Annotated in this window: 27 protein-coding genes, 1 tRNA gene and 1 pseudogene; 21 read left to right on the top strand and 8 right to left on the bottom strand. The window is 37.7% G+C overall.

The window, feature by feature from the left end:
- Complete coding sequence (locus DWB79_RS04055; protein WP_016522771.1) at nucleotides 1-567, bottom strand: hypothetical protein; 567 nt, start codon at nucleotides 565-567, stop codon at nucleotides 1-3.
- 304 nt (nucleotides 568-871) lie between these two features.
- Here DWB79_RS04055 and DWB79_RS04050 point away from each other — a divergent pair, with 304 nt between their 5' ends.
- The 7 genes from DWB79_RS04050 to efp all read left to right on the top strand — a co-directional run bounded on the left by DWB79_RS04050 (nucleotide 872) and on the right by efp (nucleotide 6,298).
- Nucleotides 872-1,660 carry an ABC transporter permease gene (locus DWB79_RS04050; RefSeq protein WP_040859410.1) on the top strand — a complete coding sequence of 263 codons (789 nt, stop codon included), beginning with the start codon at nucleotides 872-874 and terminating at the stop codon, nucleotides 1,658-1,660.
- Nucleotides 1,641-2,663 (top strand): ABC transporter ATP-binding protein, encoded by a 1,023-nt coding sequence (locus tag DWB79_RS04045; protein ID WP_016522769.1) that lies wholly within the window; start codon nucleotides 1,641-1,643, stop codon nucleotides 2,661-2,663. The genes DWB79_RS04050 and DWB79_RS04045 overlap by 20 nt, the downstream gene beginning before the upstream one ends.
- A gap of 41 nt (nucleotides 2,664-2,704) precedes the next feature.
- The gene (locus DWB79_RS04040) at nucleotides 2,705-3,496 is read left to right on the top strand and encodes an ABC transporter permease (RefSeq protein WP_016522768.1); all 792 of its coding nucleotides are present in this window, start codon (nucleotides 2,705-2,707) and stop codon (nucleotides 3,494-3,496) included.
- Nucleotides 3,497-3,611: 115 nt separating this feature from the next.
- Nucleotides 3,612-4,214, top strand: coding sequence for a TetR/AcrR family transcriptional regulator (locus DWB79_RS04035; RefSeq protein ID WP_016522767.1), 603 nt, complete (start codon nucleotides 3,612-3,614; stop codon nucleotides 4,212-4,214).
- Between the two features lie 13 nt (nucleotides 4,215-4,227).
- Nucleotides 4,228-5,001: an EFR1 family ferrodoxin gene (locus tag DWB79_RS04030; RefSeq protein WP_016522766.1), complete on the top strand. Its 774-nt coding sequence runs from the start codon at nucleotides 4,228-4,230 to the stop codon at nucleotides 4,999-5,001.
- Entirely contained in the window at nucleotides 4,998-5,432 is a 435-nt protein-coding gene (locus DWB79_RS04025) for a DUF2141 domain-containing protein (RefSeq protein WP_016522765.1), read from the top strand. Before DWB79_RS04030 ends, DWB79_RS04025 begins: the two co-directional genes overlap by 4 nt.
- Nucleotides 5,433-5,734: 302 nt before the next feature.
- Nucleotides 5,735-6,298 carry an elongation factor P gene (efp, locus tag DWB79_RS04020; RefSeq protein ID WP_016522764.1) on the top strand — a complete coding sequence of 188 codons (564 nt, stop codon included), beginning with the start codon at nucleotides 5,735-5,737 and terminating at the stop codon, nucleotides 6,296-6,298.
- A 652-nt stretch (nucleotides 6,299-6,950) separates the two neighbouring features.
- Here the strand turns inward: efp and DWB79_RS12265 are convergent.
- Nucleotides 6,951-7,034, bottom strand: coding sequence for a type II toxin-antitoxin system VapB family antitoxin (locus tag DWB79_RS12265; protein WP_420825629.1), 84 nt, complete (start codon nucleotides 7,032-7,034; stop codon nucleotides 6,951-6,953).
- Nucleotides 7,035-7,282: 248 nt separating this feature from the next.
- Here DWB79_RS12265 and DWB79_RS04010 point away from each other — a divergent pair, with 248 nt between their 5' ends.
- On the top strand, nucleotides 7,283-7,855 hold the full coding sequence (locus DWB79_RS04010) for a hypothetical protein (RefSeq protein ID WP_016522763.1): 573 nt from the start codon (nucleotides 7,283-7,285) through the stop codon (nucleotides 7,853-7,855).
- Nucleotides 7,856-7,960: 105 nt separating this feature from the next.
- A tRNA-Gly gene (locus tag DWB79_RS04005) sits at nucleotides 7,961-8,032 on the top strand.
- Between the two features lie 10 nt (nucleotides 8,033-8,042).
- On the opposite strand, the gene DWB79_RS04000 is transcribed toward DWB79_RS04005, so the two are convergent.
- The 3 genes from DWB79_RS04000 to dnaN are packed head-to-tail and all read right to left on the bottom strand — an operon-like array spanning nucleotide 8,043 to nucleotide 10,718.
- Entirely contained in the window at nucleotides 8,043-8,507 is a 465-nt protein-coding gene (locus DWB79_RS04000) for a DciA family protein (protein ID WP_245541293.1), read from the bottom strand.
- 25 nt (nucleotides 8,508-8,532) lie between these two features.
- Complete coding sequence (recF, locus tag DWB79_RS03995; protein WP_016522761.1) at nucleotides 8,533-9,609, bottom strand: DNA replication/repair protein RecF; 1,077 nt, start codon at nucleotides 9,607-9,609, stop codon at nucleotides 8,533-8,535.
- 5 nt (nucleotides 9,610-9,614) lie between these two features.
- On the bottom strand, nucleotides 9,615-10,718 hold the full coding sequence (gene dnaN, locus DWB79_RS03990; RefSeq protein WP_016522760.1) for a DNA polymerase III subunit beta: 1,104 nt from the start codon (nucleotides 10,716-10,718) through the stop codon (nucleotides 9,615-9,617).
- Between the two features lie 345 nt (nucleotides 10,719-11,063).
- Here dnaN and DWB79_RS03985 point away from each other — a divergent pair, with 345 nt between their 5' ends.
- From DWB79_RS03985 to DWB79_RS03930, 12 genes and pseudogenes are all read left to right on the top strand, one after another.
- Nucleotides 11,064-12,206 (top strand): N-acetylneuraminate synthase family protein, encoded by a 1,143-nt coding sequence (locus DWB79_RS03985; RefSeq protein ID WP_016522759.1) that lies wholly within the window; start codon nucleotides 11,064-11,066, stop codon nucleotides 12,204-12,206.
- Nucleotides 12,206-12,631 (top strand): J domain-containing protein, encoded by a 426-nt coding sequence (locus DWB79_RS03980; protein ID WP_016522758.1) that lies wholly within the window; start codon nucleotides 12,206-12,208, stop codon nucleotides 12,629-12,631. The genes DWB79_RS03985 and DWB79_RS03980 overlap by 1 nt, the downstream gene beginning before the upstream one ends.
- A complete protein-coding gene (locus DWB79_RS03975; RefSeq protein WP_016522757.1) occupies nucleotides 12,628-14,655 on the top strand; it encodes a hypothetical protein in 2,028 nt (675 codons plus the stop codon). The genes DWB79_RS03980 and DWB79_RS03975 overlap by 4 nt, the downstream gene beginning before the upstream one ends.
- Before the next feature lie 59 nt (nucleotides 14,656-14,714).
- Nucleotides 14,715-14,906: a transposase family protein gene (locus DWB79_RS03970; protein WP_084762267.1), complete on the top strand. Its 192-nt coding sequence runs from the start codon at nucleotides 14,715-14,717 to the stop codon at nucleotides 14,904-14,906.
- An 85-nt stretch (nucleotides 14,907-14,991) separates the two neighbouring features.
- Nucleotides 14,992-15,102: pseudogene (locus DWB79_RS12240) on the top strand (hypothetical protein); the annotation flags it as partial.
- A gap of 55 nt (nucleotides 15,103-15,157) precedes the next feature.
- On the top strand, nucleotides 15,158-15,541 hold the full coding sequence (locus tag DWB79_RS03965) for an ISAs1 family transposase (RefSeq protein WP_016522756.1): 384 nt from the start codon (nucleotides 15,158-15,160) through the stop codon (nucleotides 15,539-15,541).
- Nucleotides 15,542-15,636: 95 nt separating this feature from the next.
- On the top strand, nucleotides 15,637-15,828 hold the full coding sequence (locus tag DWB79_RS03960) for a hypothetical protein (protein WP_169558574.1): 192 nt from the start codon (nucleotides 15,637-15,639) through the stop codon (nucleotides 15,826-15,828).
- Between the two features lie 382 nt (nucleotides 15,829-16,210).
- On the top strand, nucleotides 16,211-17,470 hold the full coding sequence (csx2, locus tag DWB79_RS03955) for a TIGR02221 family CRISPR-associated protein (protein ID WP_016522754.1): 1,260 nt from the start codon (nucleotides 16,211-16,213) through the stop codon (nucleotides 17,468-17,470).
- Nucleotides 17,467-17,853, top strand: a complete 387-nt coding sequence (csx20, locus tag DWB79_RS03950; protein WP_016522753.1) for a CRISPR-associated protein Csx20 — start codon at nucleotides 17,467-17,469, stop codon at nucleotides 17,851-17,853. The genes csx2 (DWB79_RS03955) and csx20 overlap by 4 nt, the downstream gene beginning before the upstream one ends.
- 11 nt (nucleotides 17,854-17,864) lie before the next feature.
- On the top strand, nucleotides 17,865-18,716 hold the full coding sequence (locus DWB79_RS03945; protein WP_016522752.1) for a CRISPR-associated ring nuclease: 852 nt from the start codon (nucleotides 17,865-17,867) through the stop codon (nucleotides 18,714-18,716).
- Entirely contained in the window at nucleotides 18,704-19,063 is a 360-nt protein-coding gene (locus DWB79_RS03940) for a hypothetical protein (RefSeq protein WP_040859022.1), read from the top strand. The genes DWB79_RS03945 and DWB79_RS03940 overlap by 13 nt, the downstream gene beginning before the upstream one ends.
- Nucleotides 19,064-19,529: 466 nt before the next feature.
- Nucleotides 19,530-19,703 (top strand): hypothetical protein, encoded by a 174-nt coding sequence (locus DWB79_RS03930; RefSeq protein WP_016522750.1) that lies wholly within the window; start codon nucleotides 19,530-19,532, stop codon nucleotides 19,701-19,703.
- Between the two features lie 529 nt (nucleotides 19,704-20,232).
- Here DWB79_RS03930 and csx2 (DWB79_RS03925) read toward each other — a convergent pair.
- From csx2 (DWB79_RS03925) to DWB79_RS03915, 3 genes are all read right to left on the bottom strand, one after another.
- On the bottom strand, nucleotides 20,233-21,255 hold the full coding sequence (gene csx2 / locus DWB79_RS03925) for a TIGR02221 family CRISPR-associated protein (protein ID WP_016522749.1): 1,023 nt from the start codon (nucleotides 21,253-21,255) through the stop codon (nucleotides 20,233-20,235).
- Between the two features lie 163 nt (nucleotides 21,256-21,418).
- Nucleotides 21,419-22,771, bottom strand: a complete 1,353-nt coding sequence (locus DWB79_RS03920) for an McrC family protein (RefSeq protein ID WP_016522748.1) — start codon at nucleotides 22,769-22,771, stop codon at nucleotides 21,419-21,421.
- A gap of 1 nt (nucleotide 22,772) precedes the next feature.
- A complete protein-coding gene (locus DWB79_RS03915) occupies nucleotides 22,773-24,530 on the bottom strand; it encodes an McrB family protein (protein ID WP_016522747.1) in 1,758 nt (585 codons plus the stop codon).
- Nucleotides 24,531-25,258: the final 728 nt, after the last annotated feature.

Raw genomic sequence — 25,258 nt, 5'->3', positions numbered from 1 at the left:
TTACTCGGCTTTTTTGTAACGGGTCGTAACAAATGTCAATAGACCGTTTTCGATAACACATTTTTCCCAATTAGGTTTTTGGCCTTGACCGTCAAAAAAATCAACCGTTCCGATTTGTACCCATAACTCACCGTTCCTGTCTTCCCAAGGCTGAGGTTTACCAAGCATCATCATTCCATGACGGAGCGTGATTACCTCCGCTTCGACGGCTTTATCAATTTTTTCTTGAGGTACATTATCAGGAATCGACATAAGCATATAAATCATACCGTCTTCACAAATTTCCAACACAGAGTTTATCCTAGTCTTTCTCTCGCGTCGTTCTTCTTCGACTGCAGCTGTATTATTTTTATCGATGAAATCAGGCAACGTGTTTAGATACTCCTCGGCATTAAGGAACGTAGTTCTGCCGCTTTCATCCATACTCATAATTGAATGAAATACCCATTTTCCTACATAGGACATAGAATTCTCCTTATTTTTTTCTGCAAAAAGCAGAGAATTAAAGCCCGTAAAAAGTGCAATGCTTAGCATAATCAATGTGATGTTCTTTTTCATATTAAACATAGTTTTTCTCCGTAATATCTTATGTTTATTCGTGCGGAGGGTTTAATACCCCGACGCTTGCGCCGTAACAAAGGGTATTAAAGCCGACTGCAACCACCTTTTGAGAACAACATACCTCGACGCAAGCGTCGGGGTATGTTGATTATAACACACTTTGCAGTATTCTCCATAACAGAAATTTCCCTTACTGAAGAATTTCTCAAACTTTTTTATCCAATTACGACATATAGCTGTCGCTGTGCTGTGATAGTATTCGTTGCAATTTATTTTAAGCCGGCTTCTTCCGGAAAGAACGTACAGCATGATGAAAAGATACCTTCTACTATTAAAAGCCTATTTTAAAGGTTCCCTTATGAACCTACTGGAATATAAGTTTGATTTTATAAGCGGCGGCACCTTTGAGCTTGTATGGCTTTTTATGTATATCATTTTTATAGACACAATTTTTATTCATACCAACACGATAAACGGGTGGGATAAATATCAAATGCTGATGTTGACTTTTCAGGGCGGATTGACGGATTCTGTGTTTACTTTTGCGATAGTACCGGGATTAAAAAGACTGCCCGAAATGATCAATACCGGCACCTTGGATTTTATATTATTAAAACCGTTAAATCCGCGCTTTAATATTTCATGCCATGCATTCGACATTCCGCAAATAAAAAACATCGCCATCAACACTATTGGTTTGATATATTGCCTTATACAATTGAATATCCCTATCACACCGTTAAAAGGAGTGATGTATATTCTGCTTTCACTGAATGGCTTTTTTCTAATTTATTCGATTATGTTTATATTGATGAGCCTTGCTTTTTGGTTTATGCGGATGGATATTGTTATGGGGATAGGCTCGGAATTAATTACTATTGGAAATAAACCGATGCAGATATATCCGAAAGTGATTCAAAAAATTCTAACCTTTGTTATTCCCTTGTTTGTTTGCTTTAATTTCCCTGTTCTGTTCATCGTTAAACAATTATCTGTACGCGCTATTTTCTATGCTTTTATCTTAAATGTACTATTTTTGTTATTATCAAATTTTATTTTTAAAAAAGGAGTAAAGCGTTATGTCGGATCGGGTAGTTAGAAGCGAGAAGATTATTGTTGCAGAAAATATTTGCAAAAGTTATACGTATTATAAAAAAGAGGCAGGGTTGAAAGGCAGTATTAAAAACTTGTTTAAACGTGAAAAATTGTATAAGCCTGCGGTAAAAAATCTTTCTTTTCAAATTACTCAGGGCTCGATAACGGGGTTAATCGGTTTAAACGGCGCAGGAAAAACGACGACCCTCAAAATGCTATCCGGTGTAATACTTCCGACGACAGGAAATCTGAATGTCTTGCATTATAATCCCTTTGAAAAGAAAAAAGAGTATCTGCGGCAAATTTCGATGGTGATGGGAAACAAGAGTCAACTTTGGTGGGATCTACCTGCCATTGATTCTTTTGAACTTAATAAAACAATTTATGAAATTGAAAATACCGACTATCAAAAAACGCTGCATACAATGATTGAAATACTCGGTGTAGAAAAACAGGTAAATGTTCAGGTGAGGCGGCTGTCGTTGGGGGAACGGATGAAGATGGAATTGATAGCGGCTTTAATTCATAAACCGAAACTCATTTTCCTTGATGAACCTACAATAGGCCTTGATGTCATTACGCAATACAACATACGGGATTTTTTAAAGCACTATTGCAGTACGTATCATGCGACGCTTATATTAACAAGTCATAATTTTAACGATATTGTTTCTCTTTGCAGCGAATTGATTTTAATAAATAACGGAGAAAAGATATACTCGGATTCTTTTATTAATTTTAAAAACACCTTTCTCAATCAAAAATATTTTATCCTCAAATTAAAATTTCCGGCAGCTGAAAAAATAATAACTATGCTTCAACAAAAAGGAATCGGCACTGCAGAAAAAACAGCTGACGATACGGTAAAAATTTCTGCGGATTCAACTGAAAGTTTAGATATACTAAAAAATATTTCCAATGAGTTTATTGAAGATTTAAGCGATATTACCATTGAAAATATATCCATGGAAGACGTTATCAGAAAATTGTACAAAGCAGATGAGTGATTTTTTATGCCACTATTTTTAATTCACTATAGGAAAAAATTATGAATACTTATTATAAAATTTTTAAGATAAGCTTAGCAAATCAATTGGAATACAGAGCTAATTTTATTTCAGGATTTTTGTTTTCGCTCGTTCCTTTTACCGTTAATGTCTTATTGTGGCTTGCCGTTACTGCTCAGAGCAGCACCATTCCTCTTGAAGCAAGCGGAATAGTGTCGTATTACTTTTTAACGTTAATTACATACAATATTACTTCGACAACTTCCGTATTCAAAATTTCAGATGATATAAGACTCGGTTCTCTCAATCAGTATCTGATAAAACCGTATAACTATACATTGTATCAACTTGCCGTCGATTTACCGTATCGTTTTGTTTTTATTGCTATGAATGCCCTTCCGATTACGGTTTTATATTTTGTGCTGCACAGATATTTTATATTTATGTTGTCCGTATGGAAGATTGTCTTTTTTGCAGCTTTTTTAGTTACAGGGTATCTTATCAACTTTTTAATTGATTTTTTGATAGCGCTCTATAGTTTTTATTTTTCTCGAGTTTCTTCACTGTATACCTCAATACGGGTACTTAAAAATATTTCCGCCGGTATTATTTTCCCGCTCGTCCTTTTACCAAAATCCGTATTTACCTTTTTAAAAAACCTCCCCTTTGCCTTTATCTCTCATATTCCGGTAAGTCTTTTACTCGATGATATGCCGATGCATTCCGCTCTCTTTTCTTTATGCAAAGCATTCGGCTGGATAACAATCCTTGGTATATCGTGTACAATGGTGTGGAAAAGAGGGATGAAAGTCTATTCTGCCTATGGAGGATAGCGAATTTCAGGAACAATTTATCAGATATCTCTTCAATATTGATGCTCTAATCTTGACATTGTAAAGATTTTTAGCTATCATCTTAACAATGTCAAGATTAGAGAGGAAGGTGTTTATGTGTGAATCGAATCTGCCGTATCATCGCAAGGATCTAAAAAATCTATTAATTGAAAAGGGTATCGAAATCGTCAATACCGAAGGCTTGCAATCTTTTTCGCTAAGAAAAGCTGCCGCAGCTTGCAAAGTCAGCCATGCTGCTCCCTACAGTCATTTTCACAACAAAGAAGAATTACTTAATGCAATGCAGCTGCATATCACCAAGCGTTTTTCAAAAGCACTCGAAACGGCTATCAGTGAAAATAAAGATACTGCCGGATTGTTAAAAAATCTAGGTATAGCCTATGTTTCTTTTTTTATTGAAAATCCCGCCTATTTTCAGTTTTTATATTCCAAATCCGATATAAAGGTGGATTTAACGTTATCTATACCAGATGAGGAAAATTATAGTCCTTTTATTCTGTATAAAAACAGTGTTCTTTCATTACTCAAGCAAAATCAATATCCGAAGGAAAAGCAAAACGACATTGTAATAACGATATGGGCTTTTATACACGGCCTTACTGCGTTAGCGACAATGAAAAATGTCCACTACGACAAAAACTGGAAAGAAAAAATCACCGATTTTATGGATTTGCTTGAACCGTCCTTTTTAAAATAATGGAGCATAGTATATGAACGGAATTTATTTTAGCGGAACGGGCAATACAAAATACTGCATGGAAGTATTGACAAAAACGACCGGCGGCAAAGCTGTCAGCATAGAAGCAACTGAAGCTCTTGATGTTTTACGCATATCGGATGAAATCGCGCTCGGGTACCCTATTTATTTTAGCGACATTCCGCGTATTGTAAAAACATTTATTTTAGAACATGCCGATATGTTTTGCGGAAAGCGCGTTTTTGTTATTACGACAATGGGACTTTTCAGCGGAGACGGAGCAGGACTTGCGGCTCGGCTACTTCGAAAATGCGGAGCTTCCGTTACGGGCGGCCTACACATACACATGCCGGACTGCATTGCCGATGTAAAACTGTTGAAAAAAAAGCCCGATGAAAATATCGCGCTCATATCGGCGGCGAAAAAAAAGATTGTACAAACGGCGGAAGGTATAAAACAAGGAATATATCCGAAAGACGGTTTATCATTTTTACACAGAATTGTAGGTTTGTTCGGACAACGTCTGTGGTTTAAACAGCATGCCAAAAAACTGAGCGAACGGCTTAATATCCGAGCGAAACGCTGCATCGGCTGCGGAACATGCGCGGCAAATTGCCCTTCAAAATCATTGCATATTAAAAACAAAAAAGCCGTGTTTTATCCCGGAAACTGCACGATATGTTACCGCTGCATAAACAATTGTCCCGCAAAGGCGATCACGCTTATAGGTACGGACGTATTTGAACAGTGCCTCTTTAAAAACTATGTAAAGGAAGGAACAATATGAAAAAAATATTTACCGTATTTTTTTGTATGACGCTTCTCGGTTTGGTGTATTCCCAAACGACGCAGAACGAAGCGCTTCATGATGTAGAAATCGTTATAACCGGCATAAAAGAAAATTCTGGAACGATTGTTATCAGTATTCATAATTCGGCTGAAAGTTTTAATAAACGGCTTCCATACCGAACTGTCAAACTAGCGGCAAATGGAGAAAAAGCAGTTTATCATATACCGCTGGAATCCGGCGATTATGCTTTTTGCGTTTACCATGATGTCAACAACGATGGAAAATTAAACACAAATGCAATAGGCATACCGAAAGAGCCGTTCGGCTTCAGTAATTATGACGGAAAAGGTTTCCCCGGAAATTTCAAAAAACACAAAGTTTTTATAGGAGATACAATGGCAATAAACATTCCTTTGTTTATGTTTTAGTGAGGAACTGCCCTTGAAACTGCATTCCATTGTTTGGGATGCTTATTGTATGCTAATCTCAATCTAATTGATAAACTTTATCCCAATCTTGTATAAGTTAAAAAAAACTGATATGATTTTTCATTCGGTATATTCAAAAAGATTATTTGTGAAACAAGTCTGTTTATTAAATAAATCATTATACAATAACGATTTATAAAATTTCAGACAGTTCAGAAAAGAAAACCCTTTTAAATTATCACTTTTTGAACTTTCCTTCACGCAATTTTTGAAATACTAATTTATTTTATATGAGGTGAAATATGATTAGAGGCGGCGATATTGCAAAAGGCACAGTATTATTACACAAAGGTAGTCCGTATTTGGTAGTCGAACGGGAATTTGTAAATCCCGGAAAGGGAGCTGCATTTGCTCGTGTTAAGATGAAGAATTTAAAAGACGGAGCTGTTTTAACCCAAACTATTAAAACAGCCGACACTGTAGAAGATGCAACAGTAGATACTCATAAAGGACAGTATCAGTATGAAGATGGAGAAAACTATCTTTTTATGGATACGGAAAGCTATGATCAGATATCAGTTCCTTCAGATATTATCAACGATAAAAAATATTATCTGCGGGAAGGTGATGAATACGAAATCCTTATTTGGGAAGGCAACCCTATCGATGTAAAAATTCCTGCAAAAATGGTGTTTGAAGTTGCAGAAAGCGAAAACTATGTAAAGGGAGATACCGTGTCAGGAGCAACAAAGCCTATCACCACTGAAACCGGCCTTGTTGTTCGTGTTCCGCTCTTTATTAAACAAGGCGAAAAAATACTGGTCAACACCGAATCAAATGAATACCAAGAACGTATCAATTCATAGTTATTTCTAAGAACTTTAAGTTTAACTGAAATCTTAACGAAAAGCCCTTCGAATATTTGAAGGGCTTTTTTATTTTGAAAGTATTAAGTATTCAAAATAGAATATAAAGATTATATCATTGTAATGATTTTCAGTTGTTTAAAAATAGTTTATTTATAAAGAGGATTAAAACCAGCCACTACTGTACAGCTTTGTATCAAGTTTGTTTATTTTTATAAATTTCAAAAACAGCTTTCCTTGAATGTTTCACGTGAAACATTTTATAAGAGATTATAAGAAAACCTCTATTCTTATAATTTTAATTCTTTTATTCGTTTAATACCCCGATGCTCTAAGTCGGAGTTGTTAATTATCATTGCCATATTTATGAAATCGTTGTCATCATGCAGTAAATATAAATCGTTTTCCTATCCGCATTTCTTTATAATTATAATTTTCATAAAAAGCTATTTTACCTTTCAAATCTCTAATATCTTTTATTCGTGCGGAGGGTTTAATACCCCGACGCTTGCGTCGTAACAAAGGGTATTAAAGCCGACTGCAACCACCTTATAGAACATACAATGCGAAACATTGAGCATTGTACCCCGACGCAAGCGTCGGGGTATGTTGATTTTCTGATTTTGAATATATTCGTGTAAACCACCTTCGACTAATTCTTTTTTATATGAATATTTACAGAATATTTAAAAGCTTCAGATACAAGCGCATCGTTTAACACGATATTAGTTCTCATATACACACCTCACAATACGCATATATTATTTTTCAAATTAATACTTCAATATTTCTTCTAGCATAGTTTTCTTAAATTTAATTATAACAGTAAAAATATAAATCGTTATTGTAAAAAGATTTAGCTTAATAATTTTTGAAAAGTTCCGCTTAGGCAAGGGGGAATACTATCTCTCTTCTTTTGCTTGACATTTCGAGAAAGAGACGATAATCTAAAAGAAATATGTACTAAGAGTAGTAGGAGGATATATGAAAAAGCTGCTTTTTATTAGTATGTTTGCAATTTTAGCAAGCTCATTCACCTTTGCTGCAGCAAAGGGTACCGGCGGCGGTAATGGTAATGGAGGAAAGGATAAAATAGGTGGATACATTGGTTCACCGTTCGGTCTATCTTATTCACATGAATTTAATGATTTAGTGGAATTAGATTTAGTTGCCGGTTATAGCGGTCTTTTTAGTTGGAATCACATTGATCTTCAACTTGGAGCTCTTTTTACCGTATTTGATCCGGTATTATCAGGTCTTGGCAATCAACATTGTCCATTATCGTTAGGTCCGGTTATTGGAGGTAGTTTTGACTTCTATACCGCACCATATTACGGGGGAACCTACAAAGGTGGGTCAATATATCTTTTATTACCGGTTAGGTGGGAATTAAATTTCGGTAATATTCCTGATTTTAACCTTTTTATTGATTGGGCTCCGGTCGGTATTTCCGTTTATTTCCATCAGGATTATTATGATGATACGATACACACTTATGTATGGTATGCCACCCGCTTCGGTATTGGTTTAAGATACCGAATTCCGGGTAAAAAATAAAAACCTATCTAATACCGATTAGATTGTAAACTAATCGGTATTCATTTATTCGCTTTGCGTCGTCTTGACGTACTATACTAATAGGTGATATTGTCTAAAAGTTCTGCGGATGTCGTATAACGGCTATTACCCGAGCTTCCCAAGCTCGTGACGGGGGTTCGACTCCCCTCATCCGCTGTTTTCTATTCTAATCTCTTTCGCTAATAGACATCCTCAATCTTTCAAATGCCTTTTGTACTTCTTGTGGTAATTCCGTTTTTGTAGCATTATCAGTTTCTAGTGATATTTTTTGCTGTATTGAGAGTGCAGCAGCTTTTTCAGTTGCTTTTTGCTTATCAGGAACCGCTTTACCGCTATTTTCGGTATTTCCAAACTGATGGGAAGTCTCGTAATGCGATGAAACAATAACCGAAATATTCTTAACTTCCAGCTGAGGATATCTTTTTTGAAAGTTGCGCAAAATATATTTCTTGTTTAATAAAATCTGTTGACTCCAACCGGGGTGATCAACTTCAATAACAGCTATTTGGTGTTTTATATCGATTAGCTTGGAATGAGCCGCTTGTTTTTCTCCGACAATAGACGCCCATGATGAATATACTTCCAGTACTTTTGATTGTTCAAAAAGCCCTACCTTATCAAGATAGTTCATAATCAACTCTGAAAGCTTTTTTACGTCATTCTGCACGGAAGCTGCCCTCGGAAACAATATACACACGGCTTTTGTCGCGTATGTAGTTTTGATACGGTTCACCCGGAAGGAATGTACAGATAAGCTGGTCATAACGAGGTAAATGCTCGGTAAAATTTTTCCGTTTTTCAGGATCAAGTTCCAAAAGAACATCATCCATCAGCAATACGGGTAACCGGTTCGTCTTTTCCGTATAAAAATATGCCTGAGCCGCTCTCAAGACAAGAGAAAGTAAGCGTTGCTGCCCCATAGAAGCGGTTTGTACAAAAGGCTTTTTATTACGGATAAAGCGTATCTTATCGCGATGAGGCCCTGACATACTGGTATTCATGGTAAAATCGAGCTGCCGTTTTTCTATTAATGAGATTAACACTTCATCAAAATTCGTCGATTTCCATGAAGGACTGTAATCGATCATCACGGAATCTATCCCACCGATATTTTCATATAACGAAGAGAATATTTTATTGAACGATTCAATAAGTGCACGACGCTTTTCTATAATTTGTATGCCTATAGGAATGAGCTGCGCGTCAATAACATCCAGTATTTCGCTCTTTTTTTCTTTTAATACAAGATTTCGCGATTTTAGTAATTTTGTAAAGTTACGTAGAATATCGATATATGACGAATCATACAGAGAAAGAGATTGATCGATAAAAAAACGGCGGCGTTCCGGCGCTCCTGTTGCAAAATCCAAGTCATCATGGCAAAAAAGAATACAAGGAATAGTTGAAATGAAATCTTTTCTATCGTGAATTTTCTTTAAGTTTTTTTCTATGATTTTTTTTTTATCTTTTGAAACAATTGATATTCTATGACTCCGTTCTTCATTTTCTTTAAATAAGACACGGATACTATATTCATTCGTATTTTTTTTATATATTTCCGCTTCGTTTCTGGTTCTAAAGGAATTTCCATAAGCGGCAAGGTATAACGCTTCCAGTAGGTTTGTTTTACCTTGCCCATTTTGACCGACTAAAAAAACTTCAGGAGCGGAGAGATCAATTGCCTTGTCCTCAAGGTTCCTGAAGTTATAAGGAGAGATCGACAAAAACGGCACAAATACTACTCCATTTGCATCGGCATAATGATATGGAAGAAATGAGTATCTGTTTCCGGCCGTAACGTGATTGCACGCATCGGATCGGTAAATTCTATACGGATATTTTCCGAACCGAGTACTTTAAGGGGTTCTTCAAGATACATATAGTTTAAGGCGATGGTTATTTCTTCACCTTCATATTTACAGGGAATTTCTTCGTTTGCTGTTCCAAGTTCATTTTCATTTGACGTAATGGAGAGCGTACCGGCAGAAATTTTTAAGAATATCCGTTTTGATTTTTGTTCTACAAGTAAGGCAACTCTTTTTAAAGCCTGTAAGAAATCATCACATTGGGCTTCAAAATAATGTTCTTGAGATTCGGGAATAACTCGTTCATAGTTCGGGAATTGACCGTCTATTAGAACTGAGGAGAAGTTATAAGCATTGAAGCGGAAGAATATATTTTTTTCGCTTATTCCGATAGAAATCATACCTTCTTCCGAAGATCGACGTTGCACAATAGAAAGAATTTTAGGAGGAATAATGCTTCCTTTGAAGTCAGGTAAAGCAATTCCGAAATCATGTTGAATAAATGCCAATCTTCTGCCATCGGTAGCTGCAAAAATCAGATTATTTTCTTTCTTTTCCATGTAGACACCGTTCATAAAGTAACGAGTTTCATCATCGGAAACAGCGAAAATCGTTTGAGTTATCATTTCTTTAAATTCTTTTGCGGGAACTTCAAAGAACTGAGTATTTGAAGAATCGGTAAAGGGAGGAAAGTCGTTATCTGATATAGTTTTAAGAGAGAATTTCGCTTTTTTGCTGATGGAACGGATAATGAGTTTTTGGTCTTTTTGCTCCGCTTCTATTTCGCCTGAAGGCATTGAAGCGATAATGCTGGTAAATTTATCACAGAATACGGTTGTTGCACCTTCTTCGGCAATATCGACGGGAATTTTTGTTTCAAAGGCTACTTTTATATCGGTTGCACGGATTGTTAAGCTGCCTTCCTTTGCTATGAGCAGGACGTTTGATAGTATGGATATTGCTGTTTTATTTGAAATGATTTCTTGAGCAATAGCCATTTCTTTTAGTAAAACTTCTTTAGTAAATGTAAATTTCATGATTTCTCCTAAAAAGAGGTTATCTTTATTATAATATAAATTTAGTAATAGTAATAGTAGGCACTGTGAATTTCTTGATATTTAGGTTAAAGCATTGTTTAGTCGTTAGTTAGCGTTTGAATAATGATGTTTGAATTGTTCACAATTTGTATTATTATGCACAGCTGAAAAAGATATACACAGTAGAATAGGTCTTATAAACAAGTTTTACATCGATTATGCAGAGGTTATGAACAGTGGAGAAAATGAGGAATTGATTACCGAAATAGTTTGACTGAAAAGCTCTGCTACTGAAAATTTTTTGAGATATACAGAATTGGCGGTTTTTACTATACTAAGCTCAGTATGATAAAAGCGTTTACGGTAGGAAAAAACATATTTTCATCGCAAGAGCACGTGTTGATTATTGCGGAGATTGGAACAGGGCATAACGGCAGCTTGCAGAAGGCGAAAGAATTGGTAGCGGCTGCTAAAGAAAGCGGAGCAGACGCGGTTAAATTTCAGATTGTGTATGCAGATGAAATTTTGCATCCCGATACCGGTTTTGTGAATTTACCGACCGGAAGGATTCCTCTCTATGAACGCTTCAGAGAGCTGGAGTGCAGTATTGATTTTTACGGTGAATTGGCACAGTACGCACATAAGCTTGGAATGCTTTTTTCCGCTTCGGCATTCGGGCTTCGTTCTGCCAATGAATTGCGGCAGCTTCATCCGGCTTTTATAAAAATTGCGTCGCCGGAACTCAATCATTTTCCGCTGCTTGAGCGTGTTGCTTCATTCGGACTGCCGGTTATTCTTTCGACCGGTGTCTCTCGGCTTGGAGATATTGAACGTGCTATAAGCTGTTTGGAAAGCAACGGGTTACCTGCCGATATGCGGGCGTTGCTTCATTGTGTAACGGCCTATCCTGCGCCGGAAACGGATTATAATACGGCGGTGCTGCAATCCTTGTCGATGTTGTTTAACAGTCCTGTCGGTATCAGTGATCATTCTCTTGATCCTGCTGCAGTTCCGATAGCGGGGTTATTGAGCGGCGCCTGTATTCTTGAAAAGCATATTTGTCTTTCCCGCAGCGATGCCGGTCTTGATGATCCTGTTGCGTTGGAACCCGCGCAGTTTTTCCAGATGTCAAAAACTGTAAGGGAATTAACCGGTAAGTCCGATGAAGATATTTTTAACGCAGCGCAGGGTTACGGCTATTCTAGAGATTTTCTACAGCGCATTATCGGTGACGGTGAAAAAAAACTTGCTGCTGCGGAAAAAGATAATTACGGTAAAACGAATCGTTCGCTGCATTATATAAAAGATTTACAGAAAGGCGCCGTGCTAAAAAACAGCGATATTGCCGTTTTACGAACCGAAAAGAATTTAACGGCTGGAGAGTCCCCTGAGTATTTACGGTACTTTATCGGATCGGTTTTGCAGAAAGATGTTACCGGAGGTTCCGGCGCTGTGTTTGACGATATTATAGAAAGGAAAATACGATAATGTCGGATTATTACGAAACCCTCGGCAGTTTGCTGCGTGATCGGCTTGGCACGGATGAGGATCCCTTTGAACAAGCGATAGAAGGCCGGCAGGGTAAATACCGAAGCGCCGGAAATAAAATAGAACGGCGTGTTCCTAAAAAAAGGACGTACAAAGAACCTGAACAAAAACTTGAACCGATACGTGTACCCGTTCCCAATGCTTTAACGGAAGATTTTGCCATTCTGCAAGTGCTTCCGGGAGTTCCGCTTGACTATTGTAAAAAAGCATGGAAACACTTATTGAAAAAATATCATCCCGATGTCATTGCCGAAGAATCTGCACGGCAGCAAGCTGCATCTATTGTCCGAAGAATAAATCGTTCCTATAAGCGTATCGAAATATGGTTTTCAACCGGTAAGGTACAGGATTATGACAGTTTATGAGCTGCGTGCATAACTATTTATTTCAGAAAGTATTGTTACCGGCAGTACGTTTGTGTTGGATATTCTTTTTTCTTCTTTTACCGGCGCAAGGTCTGATTGCAGAAAATATTTTTTATGAATTCGGGCCTAAAACGGATAAGGTTATTGTCTTTACCGCATCGGCAGGCAGTGATAATCAAGCTACTGCTATAACCCTGCAACTGCAAAAATATGCGCAAAAATTATCCGCTGAGGCGCCGGATACCCATATCATTGTTGCTATTACGAAAAATGATATTTCCGAATTACCGGTTGATGTTCCTGTAAAGCGATACGAGGGGACTAAGGCGTTAATTCAAACTTTGATCACGTATCCGAATGCCGCTGTATGTCTTGTTGCCCCCGATAAATCTGATGGCGCGCGGATTATTACGGGAACATCGAAAGGTACAACCCCTGCATGGTTCCTAAAGGCGGTATACGCCTCTTTGGAACAAAAAAATATTCCTATTGATTTTTATACTAATGCGGTTGTGTTCCACCGTCTCGGTTGGTTGCCTGATGATTCTGCTTTACGGCTCTATAATGAGGCGAATATTCCAGCGATAAAAATAGAAACCGGTGCGGATTTATCGGATTTTTTTTCTTCGGTTGCACCGGCAGTTATTCAAAGTATGAGTAATGAATGGGATACTCATTATTTTGTTTTGAAGTTGCATAAGAAACTTATTATCATCAACGAGCAGCATATAGTCATAACGCTTATTGTGTCATCAATTGTATTCCTGCTATGGTTGATGTTTTTTAGCTTTTTATTCGGGAAAAAACGGGATCAACATGTAAAAGATTTATTTAAATTGTGGTGGATACCGATCTATTTTTTCTTGGTCAATTGGCTCAGTTTTTTCTTAGGTTCTAAGATAACGGAAGTGCTTTTTTACCTGCGTTTTTCGTCTGTGAGCGAACTGAATTCATTTCCATTGACAGCGCTATTGATTAAATATGTGTTTGCACTGTTTTTTATGTTTACCGTTACCGCATTTAATAAATTTATTCCACTTCCAGCCAATCGCTTTATTTACGGATTTATTGCTCATGTTGTTTGTTTGTTGAATATTTTTATTTTTTCATTTTTTAACCTTTCGTTTTCAATTATCTTTATGGTGATATATTTTGTCTCGTTAGCTGCCTATCATTTTAAAAATATTGTACTGCAAATTATATTTATTGTGTGTCTTTTTTTACCACTTATGCCGGTTGTGACGCATATTATCCTTTATCGCGAGTATATGTTCCATATCATATTTTTTATCAACCTTGCATCAGCCTGTATTTTTGTTCCGTTTGATCTGTTTTTAATCAGGCTTGGTCTTAGTATCGATAAGAAAAGAAAAATTACTAAACCGTTTTTTAGGATACCGATTCAATGTAAGGTTATGGGTGGGCTGTTTCTTGTGTTAGCGCTTTGGGTATTTATTATGCCGGCAACAAGGAATAACGTTCATAATCGCTGGATGTTGATTCAACACCTTAACGGTGATGAAAGCAGTGTTGTAAAAAAATATATTGATTCTTCGGCGGAAGAAAGCATAACGGATTATACCCGCGGTAATACACAGGGTTCAGCGGAAACTGCGGATAGTTTTTTAACTGTTCGTACCTCATTTGAAAATTACTTTGAGCGCAGCATCGGGGCTATAACCATTGATTCACCGTTAAAAATTGAAGCATTTGCCGTAACATTGAGTGCAGTGAATGATATTGCAATTTTTGAATCCGATGTTCGATTTGAACAAAATGCTTCCGGCGATACGGCAACGTTTGTGTCTTCTCCTCGTCCGAATTTTCCGGTTGTCATTCATTTTTCAGGTAAAAAAGATGCTGCCCTTACACTTTCGATTGTGGTGTGGTCAAATGATAATCCATTTGAAATAAAGTTGCCTGTCGATAATTCTAAAGATGCTACCGGTAAAATGGAAGTAATACCATTCCTCTTAAAGATAGAGAAAACGCTGCATATTACGGCACAAAGGAAGGCGTTGTGAACAGGGATTCCGCATTATAAATAGTGTCAAAAAAAACAGTAGCTCACACGGTATAAAAGATGGTAAAATGTTCTTGGGGTGGAACAATGACATTACAAGAATCATTTGAGAACATTAAAGACGAAAGAATCGAAAGATGCAAGAAACACAATCTCGTCGATATACTGATGCTCGTGTTTGTGGGAGTATTGTGCGGGTATAAAAGTATAGAAGGTATAACTTCGGCAGCCGCAATAAGGAGGCCTCGTTAACCGATGAGTTTGTCTTTCGGTAAACATCACAGATTATAGGTACGCTATCGCGTACTAATTCAGCATCCTCTAAAATGTATATTTTATTCGGCTGCTGAATTTTAAGGAACAAATACAATTTTATGCAACATTAAGCGAACAAACCCTCAAAAAATATCTGAAACTGGAAAATGGCATACCCAGCAGCGATACGATTCTGCGCGTACTTGCAAGGATTGATGCAAAGCAGCTTGAAAAAGTATTCATAGAATATGCACGAGAGACATTCGGCAAGAATATTGCAGAAAATGAAGTGGTGGCGATTAACGGGAAAACCATCCGACACTCTGAATATGCACCGACAGGCGAAGATAAAAGAGCTCATAAAGCCGCTCATGTCGTTTCAGCTCAGGGCGCACTCCCTCGGTGTGTGCTTCGGGCAGGTGAAAACAGAAGAAAAATCAAATGAAATTACCGCCATTCCTGAACTTCTGGATCTGTTAGACTTAAAAGGAATGATTGTTACTATAGACGCGATGGGGTGTCAGAAAAAAATCGTGGAGAAAATAGCAGAAAAGGAAGCAGAGTATGTTATTTCTCTGAAAGGAAATCAACACCCCGACGCTCTGCGTCGGGGTGTTGTTCTCATAAGGTGATTGCAGTCGGATTTAATACCCTTTGCTATGATACAACGGATATTAAATCCTCCGCACGAATCAGCAATCGATCCATCGGGATGTAAAAGAGTTTTTTGAGCACCCTTGTGATGACGCTTATTGTCAGTATTACAATATTCAGCGTGGAGAATATAGCATTGAAATTGGACACGGACGAATTGAAAAACGCACCTGTTATCTTTGCGGGAATATTGATTGGCTTTCAGAAAAAGATGCATGGAAGAATCTCAATGGAGTTGGAATGCTCGTGTGCGAAAGAACGGTAAAGAAGACTGGGAAGAAATCCGTTGAACAAAGATATTTTTTGACCTCACTGACAGATGTGCACAAGGCAGCATTTGCAATGAAATGAAAAAGTGCAATCAATAGACGATGTTTGCCAAATGGCAAACTCGGCATTACAATAAGCCGTACCATCTGGGCAGCTTATTGTAATAGCGCTTCTCCATAAGCAACACCTGTGCAACAAACGAGAAGATTGCCTTGATAGAGTATTGCTCTCGTTATAATGCGGAATCCCTGGTATGTGGTATCGTACATCTTCGGTCTTTATGGTTTTTATGCTATACTGTTTGGCAGTATTGAGTGGGAATTCTTAAACACGTGGTGTAATTTTTCGAGATACTCAACTAATCAAGAGGAGTAACTATGGCGTACACGCTCATTTCATCAGTGGGGACGGGAATGTATAATGAGCAAGACGGAAAGTATAAAAATACACGGTACCAATTTCTTAATGGTCACAAATGCGAAACCCGTATTTTTTTGCATGCGCTGCTGACAGAGCGGTATAAAGACTTTGAACAAATTGTGCTGATAGGGTCTTATACTTCAAGCTGGGATGTTTTTATTGATGAAACCGATGACAGTAAACTGGATTTATGGATGGCGCTGAAAGAAGAGTGTGAACCGAAAGAGAAAACTCCAGCAAAGGGAATTTCGGAAGAAAATAGAAAACTACTGGAGGCATATTTATCCGAACGGTATCACATTCCGTTTACGATAGCGGTACATGTTCCAAAAATTGATGAAGATACTTCGCAAGAAATTTTCGACATTTATACACGGCTTGTTTCAACACTTAAACCCGATACACGAGTCTTACTGGATATAACACATGGCTTTCGCTCTATGCCGATCCTGCTTTATCAGGCAATACAGTTTCATTCGCTTGCTCGAAACGCGGATACTATCTTTCCGGTTGAATTAGTATATGGAGAATACGTACGGGATCAAGATATATCGTATGTACGGAATTTATCGCCGTATTGGGATTTTTACGAATATGCTTCTTGCCTTCGCTTGTTTGAAGAAAAATTAAATGCAAAACCGCTTGCAAAAAAATTGTTCCCGTATTGGGAAGAAGGTGCAAAAGCGCTGGAGCGGTTGAGCAAGATTATCGAATGTAATTATTCATTACAAATAGCCGAAGTAATGAAGCAAATCAATAATGCGCTAAAAAAGGATCTTACCGATCAGTTTGAATGGATACAAAAGGCAAAAGGGATAGTAGCAGGAATCTATGAGCGGCTTCATAAAGATACCTTACCGGAAATGCTCTATGCATATTCTCAACTGCTTGAAGAAAAAGGTTTGATAACGCAGGCGGTTATCGCATTACAGGTATGTGCGGAAACTGCTATTGTACAAAAATATGCAAGCGATGCTTATATCGGCGATTATGATTGGTGGAAAGATTACGGAAGAGATCTGTACAAAAAGCTGATCAAAGACAACCGTTTATATGATTTATATCAATTAGAAAATTTACGGAACGAGATTGCACATGGCGGAGCACGGGATAAAGAAACAAAGAAATATCCTTCACCGGAAAGTTATCCGCGTATCGTAAAAAAAGGTTCCGCAGCGGTCGTAACATTATTTAAAATATTGAAGGAAGAAGTATGAATGCACTCTGTTTACTCAATCATCAGCTGACAGAAAATCAAAGAGATGAATTAAAAACAACATTCGGGGTAGAAGCTATTGTGTACCCGCCGCCGAAGACGGCTGATCTCTGGGCACAGCTTCCGCCGGATGATATTTCTGCGCAGCTTCTTTTGCCATTCACGCAATGGATTGATAGCTATGCCTCTTCCGGTATGCCGATTGTTATTCAAGGGGAAGCGGGAGCGGTTACCGCATTGGTGTGCTATTGTTTAAAATCGGGGCTGATTCCGCTGCATTCGGTTACGCGGCGGGAGGCAACGGAAACCCGTAGCGGAGAAACGGTACAGCGTTCGTATATTTTTCGGCACATCCGCTTCCGCCGGTATACCTTGATATCGTGAGAGCAAACCGTATGCATATTTTAATAACAACTTTTGGTACATCATGGCAGATTGTTCCGGAGCTTTTCGGTTTTACTAATCCCGAAGACTTTCCTTTTTTTGCCGGCAATGAGGAATGTACAACAATCCGGGAACGGTACGGCATCAAACCGGTTGATGAATTATGGCTGGTTAGCCCGGAAAATAACGAAAAGGCTTTGCAGCCGCTGTGCAGCTGGGCGAAAACACAAAATGTTCAGCTCAAAATCATTGTTTGCCATGGTGTTAGTGAACTGCAAACTGAAAAAGAAATTCTTGAGATGCGTTCTTGTATCTACGCTTCAGCGGCTGCGGCGGTACAGCGTGCCCACGCACGCGGAGGGCGCTGTTATCTCTCGCTTGCAGGCGGCAGAAAAACAATGAGCGCCGATATGCAGGATGCCGGCTATCTTTTTGGATGTGATGCTATCTTCCATATTATTGATGCGTTCCCTGCCGGAAACAAAGAGATACGGAACACATTTAATGCCGATTGCCTTGAGTCTACCGCAGGTGAATACAGCCGGTATTTTCTGCCGGTGGTAATTAACCGGAATATCCCTAAAAATTTTATATTGATGGACGAGTCTATCTCCTATCCGCCGGTGCAATTTACGGATGATAACCGGTGTCTGTTTTGTGATGGCAGTAGATTTGCTCTCAAAATACAGCAGCTGAAAGATCAATCTTCAAATCTCTACCGCAATTTTTCAGAATCGCTTTTGATGAAAAAAACACTGGAACGTCCTGCATTCCACAAGCTTTCTTTTTTAGATCCGGAAAAATCCACCGCTTACAAGCAACTATCATCGGCAAGGATAAAGAAAAAGATTTGGTGCTGCTGAAAAAACTGCCAAAAGCGGAATTACATTCTCATTTAGGCGGTGTTCTTTCTAGTACGGAAATTATCGAAACTGCAGAGGCTGAAACAGATGCTCTGTATACGTGTAATGATATTCAGTTCACGACTGCGGTACGTAATGCTATCGCAGTGCAAGATGTTTCAACACTGAACAGTATTCGGCAAGCGATATTTTCGCTTAAAAAAAATGATTTTAAACGGTTTTATGCGCAGTTACTCACATTTATAAAAATGTTCCGCGGTACTGAAGAGCTTTTTGATACCTTGCTATTTGGGACATTCCGTGACCCTGAGTGTTTTTATAAAATAGGATTTCCCTGGATAAACTGAATCCGTGGAAAGTATTTGGCAAGCAGTATATCATCTCACTGCAGATAGAATAGGGCACGGACTCAGGCTTTTAGATAAAGAAGAATTGATAGACCGATTCCACACGTGGTATACCGTCTGCAATTACCGGTACTACCGGTGCTTTTGCGATACCGTTCGACACTCTTTTTGCCGATGCCGTACCGCATTGGATAGAACGGGAGTATGCAGAGCAGGATACATCTTATAAGCAGCTTATCCCATATATTATCACTGCGGATGTATATGGACGATTTGCCTGCTATCCTCGCCATAGAAACGAAGCAAGGCTGCATGGGTTATACTCATGCGGTATCGGCGGACATATCGATGAAATAGATAAAGCGGAAACGCTGCTGCAAACGGTCTTTAATGGTTTATATCGAGAACTTTCAGAAGAGTTGAAAAATTTTCAGCGTGATTCCACTATAAAGGAATTATTAACGAAATGGATACCAGTGTTGGTCTTGTCCATCTGGGCATCGTATTTTTTGCGCAATGTAAAGACGGCTATTATCCCGAAGCCGCAGCAGAACTTGCCGGTTTGCAATGGAAAACACGTACAGAACTCAGGGAGCTCAAAAAAGAGTACTGGTCTGATTTAGCATTCGAGCTGTTGTAAATCTACTCCTTTTTCTTTTACAATTCTTTGATTTATACCTATTGAATTATTAAAACATCCTTCAAACGTTTCTCAGTACTGCATCTTCATCATTCTATGCTAGAGCTGCCGACCAGGGATTCCGCATTATAAGCTTTTGTAGATAAAATTCAGTGAAACCACTGCTATACGTAACAAAAAACCAAGTTTTTAATCGTAAAAAAGGCTTCATACCTTCAAGTGTAAAGACTTTTCTATGGTTTAGAACATAGATTTCATGTGTTTTTATTTATAATGCGGAATCCCTGAGCTGCCGACGTAGGTATTGTACAACTGCGCTGCTTTATTATAATATCGTTCTGTGTTATTGATGATTTTTGATGCTGAGGCGCTGCTGTCATTATATCCTCCATGATTTATATCATTCCGCAGCTGAGTAAGGTTATCATATAGATTGGTCTCGATAATGCTTTTAAATAGTGGGGATATTTGAATCGCTGCGATAGTCTCTTTTTCGCTCTCCGTTTGAGGCCATTTCTCATTAAGTTTCTCATTTTTTCTCTCGTTTTTTTTGTATCAGCCGGGCAGTTGTTATCCGTATAGTTCTATCTGAATAGTCGAGGTCTGTGTGATGGATCAGTGCCGTGAGCAGTCCTTCCTGCAAGAGGGTAATGGCTTGTTGTTCCCGTCCGTGTTGTAAATGGAATCGAGCTGCATCCAAAAAACTATGGGGGTGATTTTCTTTAAAAGGACTGAATACGTCTTTGATTTGCTCAAAGAGAGGCTGAAATGCAGGGTGAGCAGAAGAGCGTGCCGTGTCAGTTTCTATCTTTTCAATTTGTTGCAGACATTTTTTAAATGCAGTTCCTTCCATTATATTTTTTCCACGGACGGTATTAAGATTGTCGATGACCTCTTTTAATCTTGAGCTTGCCGCTTTTGATCCTATATGCTTAGATGCACTTTCGTTGATTAAATTTGATAACTTATCGGCATACCCGTAATTGACAAATGAATCCGCAGCACTAGCCCATTGCATTAAGGCATAAAATTCAGTGAGATCAAAAATCGGCGCGGTATCTTCGATTCGTGCTTCATACGCGCCGTAATAAATACCTTCGATTGTGATCTGTTTTAAAAATGCTGTGTAATTGAGTGCAGCAAAAGCCAACATGGGAAGGGAGCGGAAGCCATGCGTTATATCAAAAATAACAGAATCCTCTGCTTTCAAAAGTGACGTGATTGTTTGGAAAAGCTGCCAAATTTCCGCTTCATTTTTTCCGTCTGGAATGGAAACTGCTTGTATGGTTGGGCTAGAAGTTTTATCTGGATATAGATTATTTATGATTTCTTCCAAATTTTTTTCACCGGTTTCGTTGTGTATCCAATGTGTTTGGCGTGCTTTTTCAGTTAAAAGAAAGAAAATGCCATCCGCTTTTGTAAACTGAGAGCATTTTATTTGCAGCAATGCTTCTTGGACAAATTTTACATTTTCAATTTTTTTATCTTGTAATATATAATGACATTTTTCATATTTACCGGTGCCGAGAAACGAAATAAATTTACGCGCCATAGAGTACTTCTTTTTTATCTTTGTGCTATACAAGTGATGCCGTATTAGCGCTGATCTTTGCTGTATAGCTGTATATATAGAAAAACTGTATATCTATCTGCATTTATCGCTTATTTGTATATCCCTAGTGTATATCATTTTACGTTTTGGCGAAAGTATATATTCACTCCTGCCTCCAAAGTAATAGATTTTTCAATAAGTCCTGCTCATTTTGGTGCATTATTTTAATAAAATCTGCAAAAGTATGCGCTGATTGAGGAATAGCAAGTCCTATCTTTTTTAGTATTCCATTTGTGTCTATAATAGTATAGTCTTCATAAAAATTTTTTTCTGTTTTAGTCGGAAATAGTATTATTCCTTTCATTGCATTAAAACGATACATATAGCTGATCGTTTTATAATATATACTGACCGCTTTTTGAGATTCAGCGGAATATTCTTTTTGATTATCAAGCGGTATATATTTTGCATCACCAACTATTTTCGGTTTATTCTTACTGATAAAATCCGGATAAATTGCTTGAAATGGCGAACCATTGTGTTCAAAAAGATAACAACGATGTTTTCTTGTTTTATTTTCGGGGTGAATAAATATTTCATGGAGAATTGTATTTAAATACTCCTCCCAAAGCCATGCGCCATCAAATACCAGCCCATAGATTTTATCTTTTTTATTACCGAATGTTATATTCTCATGCCGGAGAATTTTCAAACATATTTTTTGTAACATCGTATATTCGGTATAATACGGATGTGCAATATATCGCATATTAAGCGAGATTATTTTTTGTCGTGCATGTTTGTTATATGAGTGTTGTGTTGTAAAAATAATGTGTCTGACAATATCTAAAGTCTCGCTATCACGTGTTAAAATACTGTTCGCGCGTGGGTTGTTTTTAATAACTTCAATCGTATGCCTAATAAGTTGCGTGACAGGATTATCAACACTCCTTTCTCGCATTATATAAGCAATCTTTCCGGTAAACGGAATATTGCTGTGAATATGCTGTTGAATATCAAGCGCTCCTTTTAGATTTATATCGTTGTACGGTTGTCGTTTATACGCTTTGTACAAACCTTGCGAATAAGCTTTTTTTAAATAATAGGGAAATAGATATAGTAAAAAATTCCAAATATTTTCTTTATCGCGCGTCTGGTCAAAATTTAAAAGATAGATAGAAAGAACTTTTTGCAGCATATAATGTAGAAAATAATCATGTTGATCATTTTTTGCAAAACGGGATGTAATAGTTATTCGGCTTGTATTTCGTCCGACAAACCCCATTATGTTGTGTGTTGTAATGGTTTCTTCACCCATATCAAAAACAGAGCTACTCTCAATGTCGTCATGGTAGTGTCCTAATGAATGAGGAAAAATGAGCAAGTCCGGATTTTCCTCTTGTAAAACAGCCAAAGTACGATTTGCAATATATGCTAAATCATTGATATCGGTTTTATCTTGCTCATCAAAGAGTTCCGTAATGAGTTTTCCGCCGTTATTATCAGTTGTGCGCATATTATTCTTTATTAAAGGCTTCTTTCATTGCTTCAAGTTTTTGATCACTATCTGGCAACCCTCGTAGATATTCTTTTAAAAGAGGCTCTAGCCGATAGTTCCATATATCGGTATAATCACGCCGTTCGATACCGTTTGAATCAAGAAAGTAAGCACCCCCTATCTGATATGCATCGCTTAATCCTTCAGTGTTGGAAATTTGCTCGTTTAAATTGGATAGTTTATGCTTTGTTTTATCCGACAGCTGCATATTTTGGGCACTGTCTGCTGCGGTAACTTCACACCATGTAAAGCGTCTCCGCATTGCGAAATCGAATGTTTCGACACTGCGATCTATATCGTTCATTGAGCCTATGATATATACGTTTTCCGGTACATAAAGATCTTCTTCGTCTATATGCAAATTAGCATACTGGGTCTTTACCGAACCTTTCTTACCGCGATAGCCCGGATCTATTGAAAAGAAAAGTTCTCCGAATATTTTTGAAATTTCACCTCTATTGATTTCATCAATAATAAACACAAAGTCTTTTTTTTCGGTGGATATGATAGTATTTGTTGCCTGACTGATTTTGTGCTCTTGGCAAAAATTATCAAAAGCTTTTAAAAATGCAAAAAAATACGTATGATGATATGTTATGTCCAATTTTTCGCTAACATCTTTAGCAGTCCACGTAATATTTTGATATTGCTTATATTTTTCATATTTGCTTAGTATTGTTTTTAATGATGTAGTAAGTGCATTACCATTTTTTGATTTTGTTGTAAAACTATCATCATTAATACTCACAATCGGAGCACAAATATTTCCGCTAATCCCGTACAATTTAAATTCACCGTACTGACTAATCTCACTGTCTATATTTTCAATAAAAGCAGCAAGGCTGTCGGAAAGCAACTGTTCTTTTTGCAATTCTTCAAGTGATTTTTTGCTGTTATCGAAATTTTCAATAGCCCTTTTACAAAAGGCCTTAAATATTCCGTTTTTCAGTTCAAAACCTATGTTGTTATTTCCATCGGACTTAGGACGTAGTCCTTCAATAAAATCGGTATAATCGTATGAAGGATGAAATTGAACGAAAGCATACTGATTGCTTTTTTCCAGTTCTTCGTCACTGTTCACATCGATGATTGCCATAGCAATTCGTTTAGCTAAATATGTTTTACCCGTACCGGGGGCGCCGGTCAGAATAATATTTTTGTTCGCTTTTAGTAGTTCAATATAAGGTTTTATTTGTTCCATTTCATTACTCCTTTTTTCCTGCTCATTCCAATCAATAATAAGGTCTGCATATTTATTAAAAAATTGCTTTAATGTTTCATTAGGAGGCTTTCCGTCAAAAAGCCCCAGTTCAGTTAGCGTATGGCATGCTTCTAAGTCGATTCTGTTTTTCTCTTTTGTCCAATATTGGTATTCTTCTAATCGAAGCGAAACTATATGCTTAGTATTCTGCCAATCAGCAATCACATTTAAACCGGTACCCTGCCAAGTGAGATAAGATTTCCGCGTTTTGTAATTGCCAAAATTAGGTTGTATATTAATATAAACATGCCCCTCAGTATAGGTATCCCAATCCTCTATTTGCTTTTGAATATTGTCACCTTTATACCCTTGACCCGTAGCATAAAAATTATTTTGCGTTATCAGATGTTTGAGATATGCCGTATAGCCAGGAAACGTTATATCTTTATTGGCGAGCCATTCAAGATGCGTTACAAAATATTCTAAAAGATATTTAAATTGTTCATATTCATTCATTTTTATATTCTCCATTAAAAATTAGGTTGAAATAAATAAATTCGATACAGCTATCATAGGCCCTTTTATAAAAGATGTCAAATTTTAAATCAACAACCCCGAGGCAGCTTGTATGAGTATTGCTCAACGTTTCGTACTGTGTGTGCGATCCGGCGCAGCAATTACCCGCCTTGGTTCCAAAACTTGGTTCTGAATAAAAAGTTGAGCAGTGAGGCTTTTTGCGCAGCTCCGTTTCAGTAGCGGCACGGATACCAATGCTCAGAAATGTACGTCCGTGCACATTTCTGAGCTTCGAGTTTTTCTAATGAAAAACTCGATACTGTTTGGAACCACTGACATCCTGTCAGCAGCAGCGAGTTTTTGCTTCCGCAAAAACTCGCCCTCAACAGTATACACGGATGTACACTGTTGAGAGAATCCCTTAAAGCAGGTCTGATTTTTAGAGTTATGATCAGTTTAACTTCAATACTTCAGTCTTCTTGTCTTAATCCCTTAAAGCAGGTCTAAGAAGGTTAGGGGCATTTTCTTTTTTTCCGATAAAAAGAAAATGCCCCCTATAACCCCCAAAAGAAAAACGGCGACTTAGCTAGATTGCGAGCCGACGCAGCAATCTACCCTAAGAACCCGCCTTGGTTTCAGTCGTTTGTTCTAAAAAAAGCTGAGCAGTGATGCTTTTTACGCAACTCCGTTTCAGTACCGCCACGGACGGCGGTGGTTCCACGCAGAAG

It is taken from the genome of Treponema medium, assembly GCF_017161265.1.
Classification (GTDB): Bacteria; Spirochaetota; Spirochaetia; order Treponematales; family Treponemataceae; genus Treponema; species Treponema medium.
The sequence above is the reverse complement of the archived record's forward strand: the minus strand, read 5'-3'. Positions and strand labels throughout refer to the sequence as shown.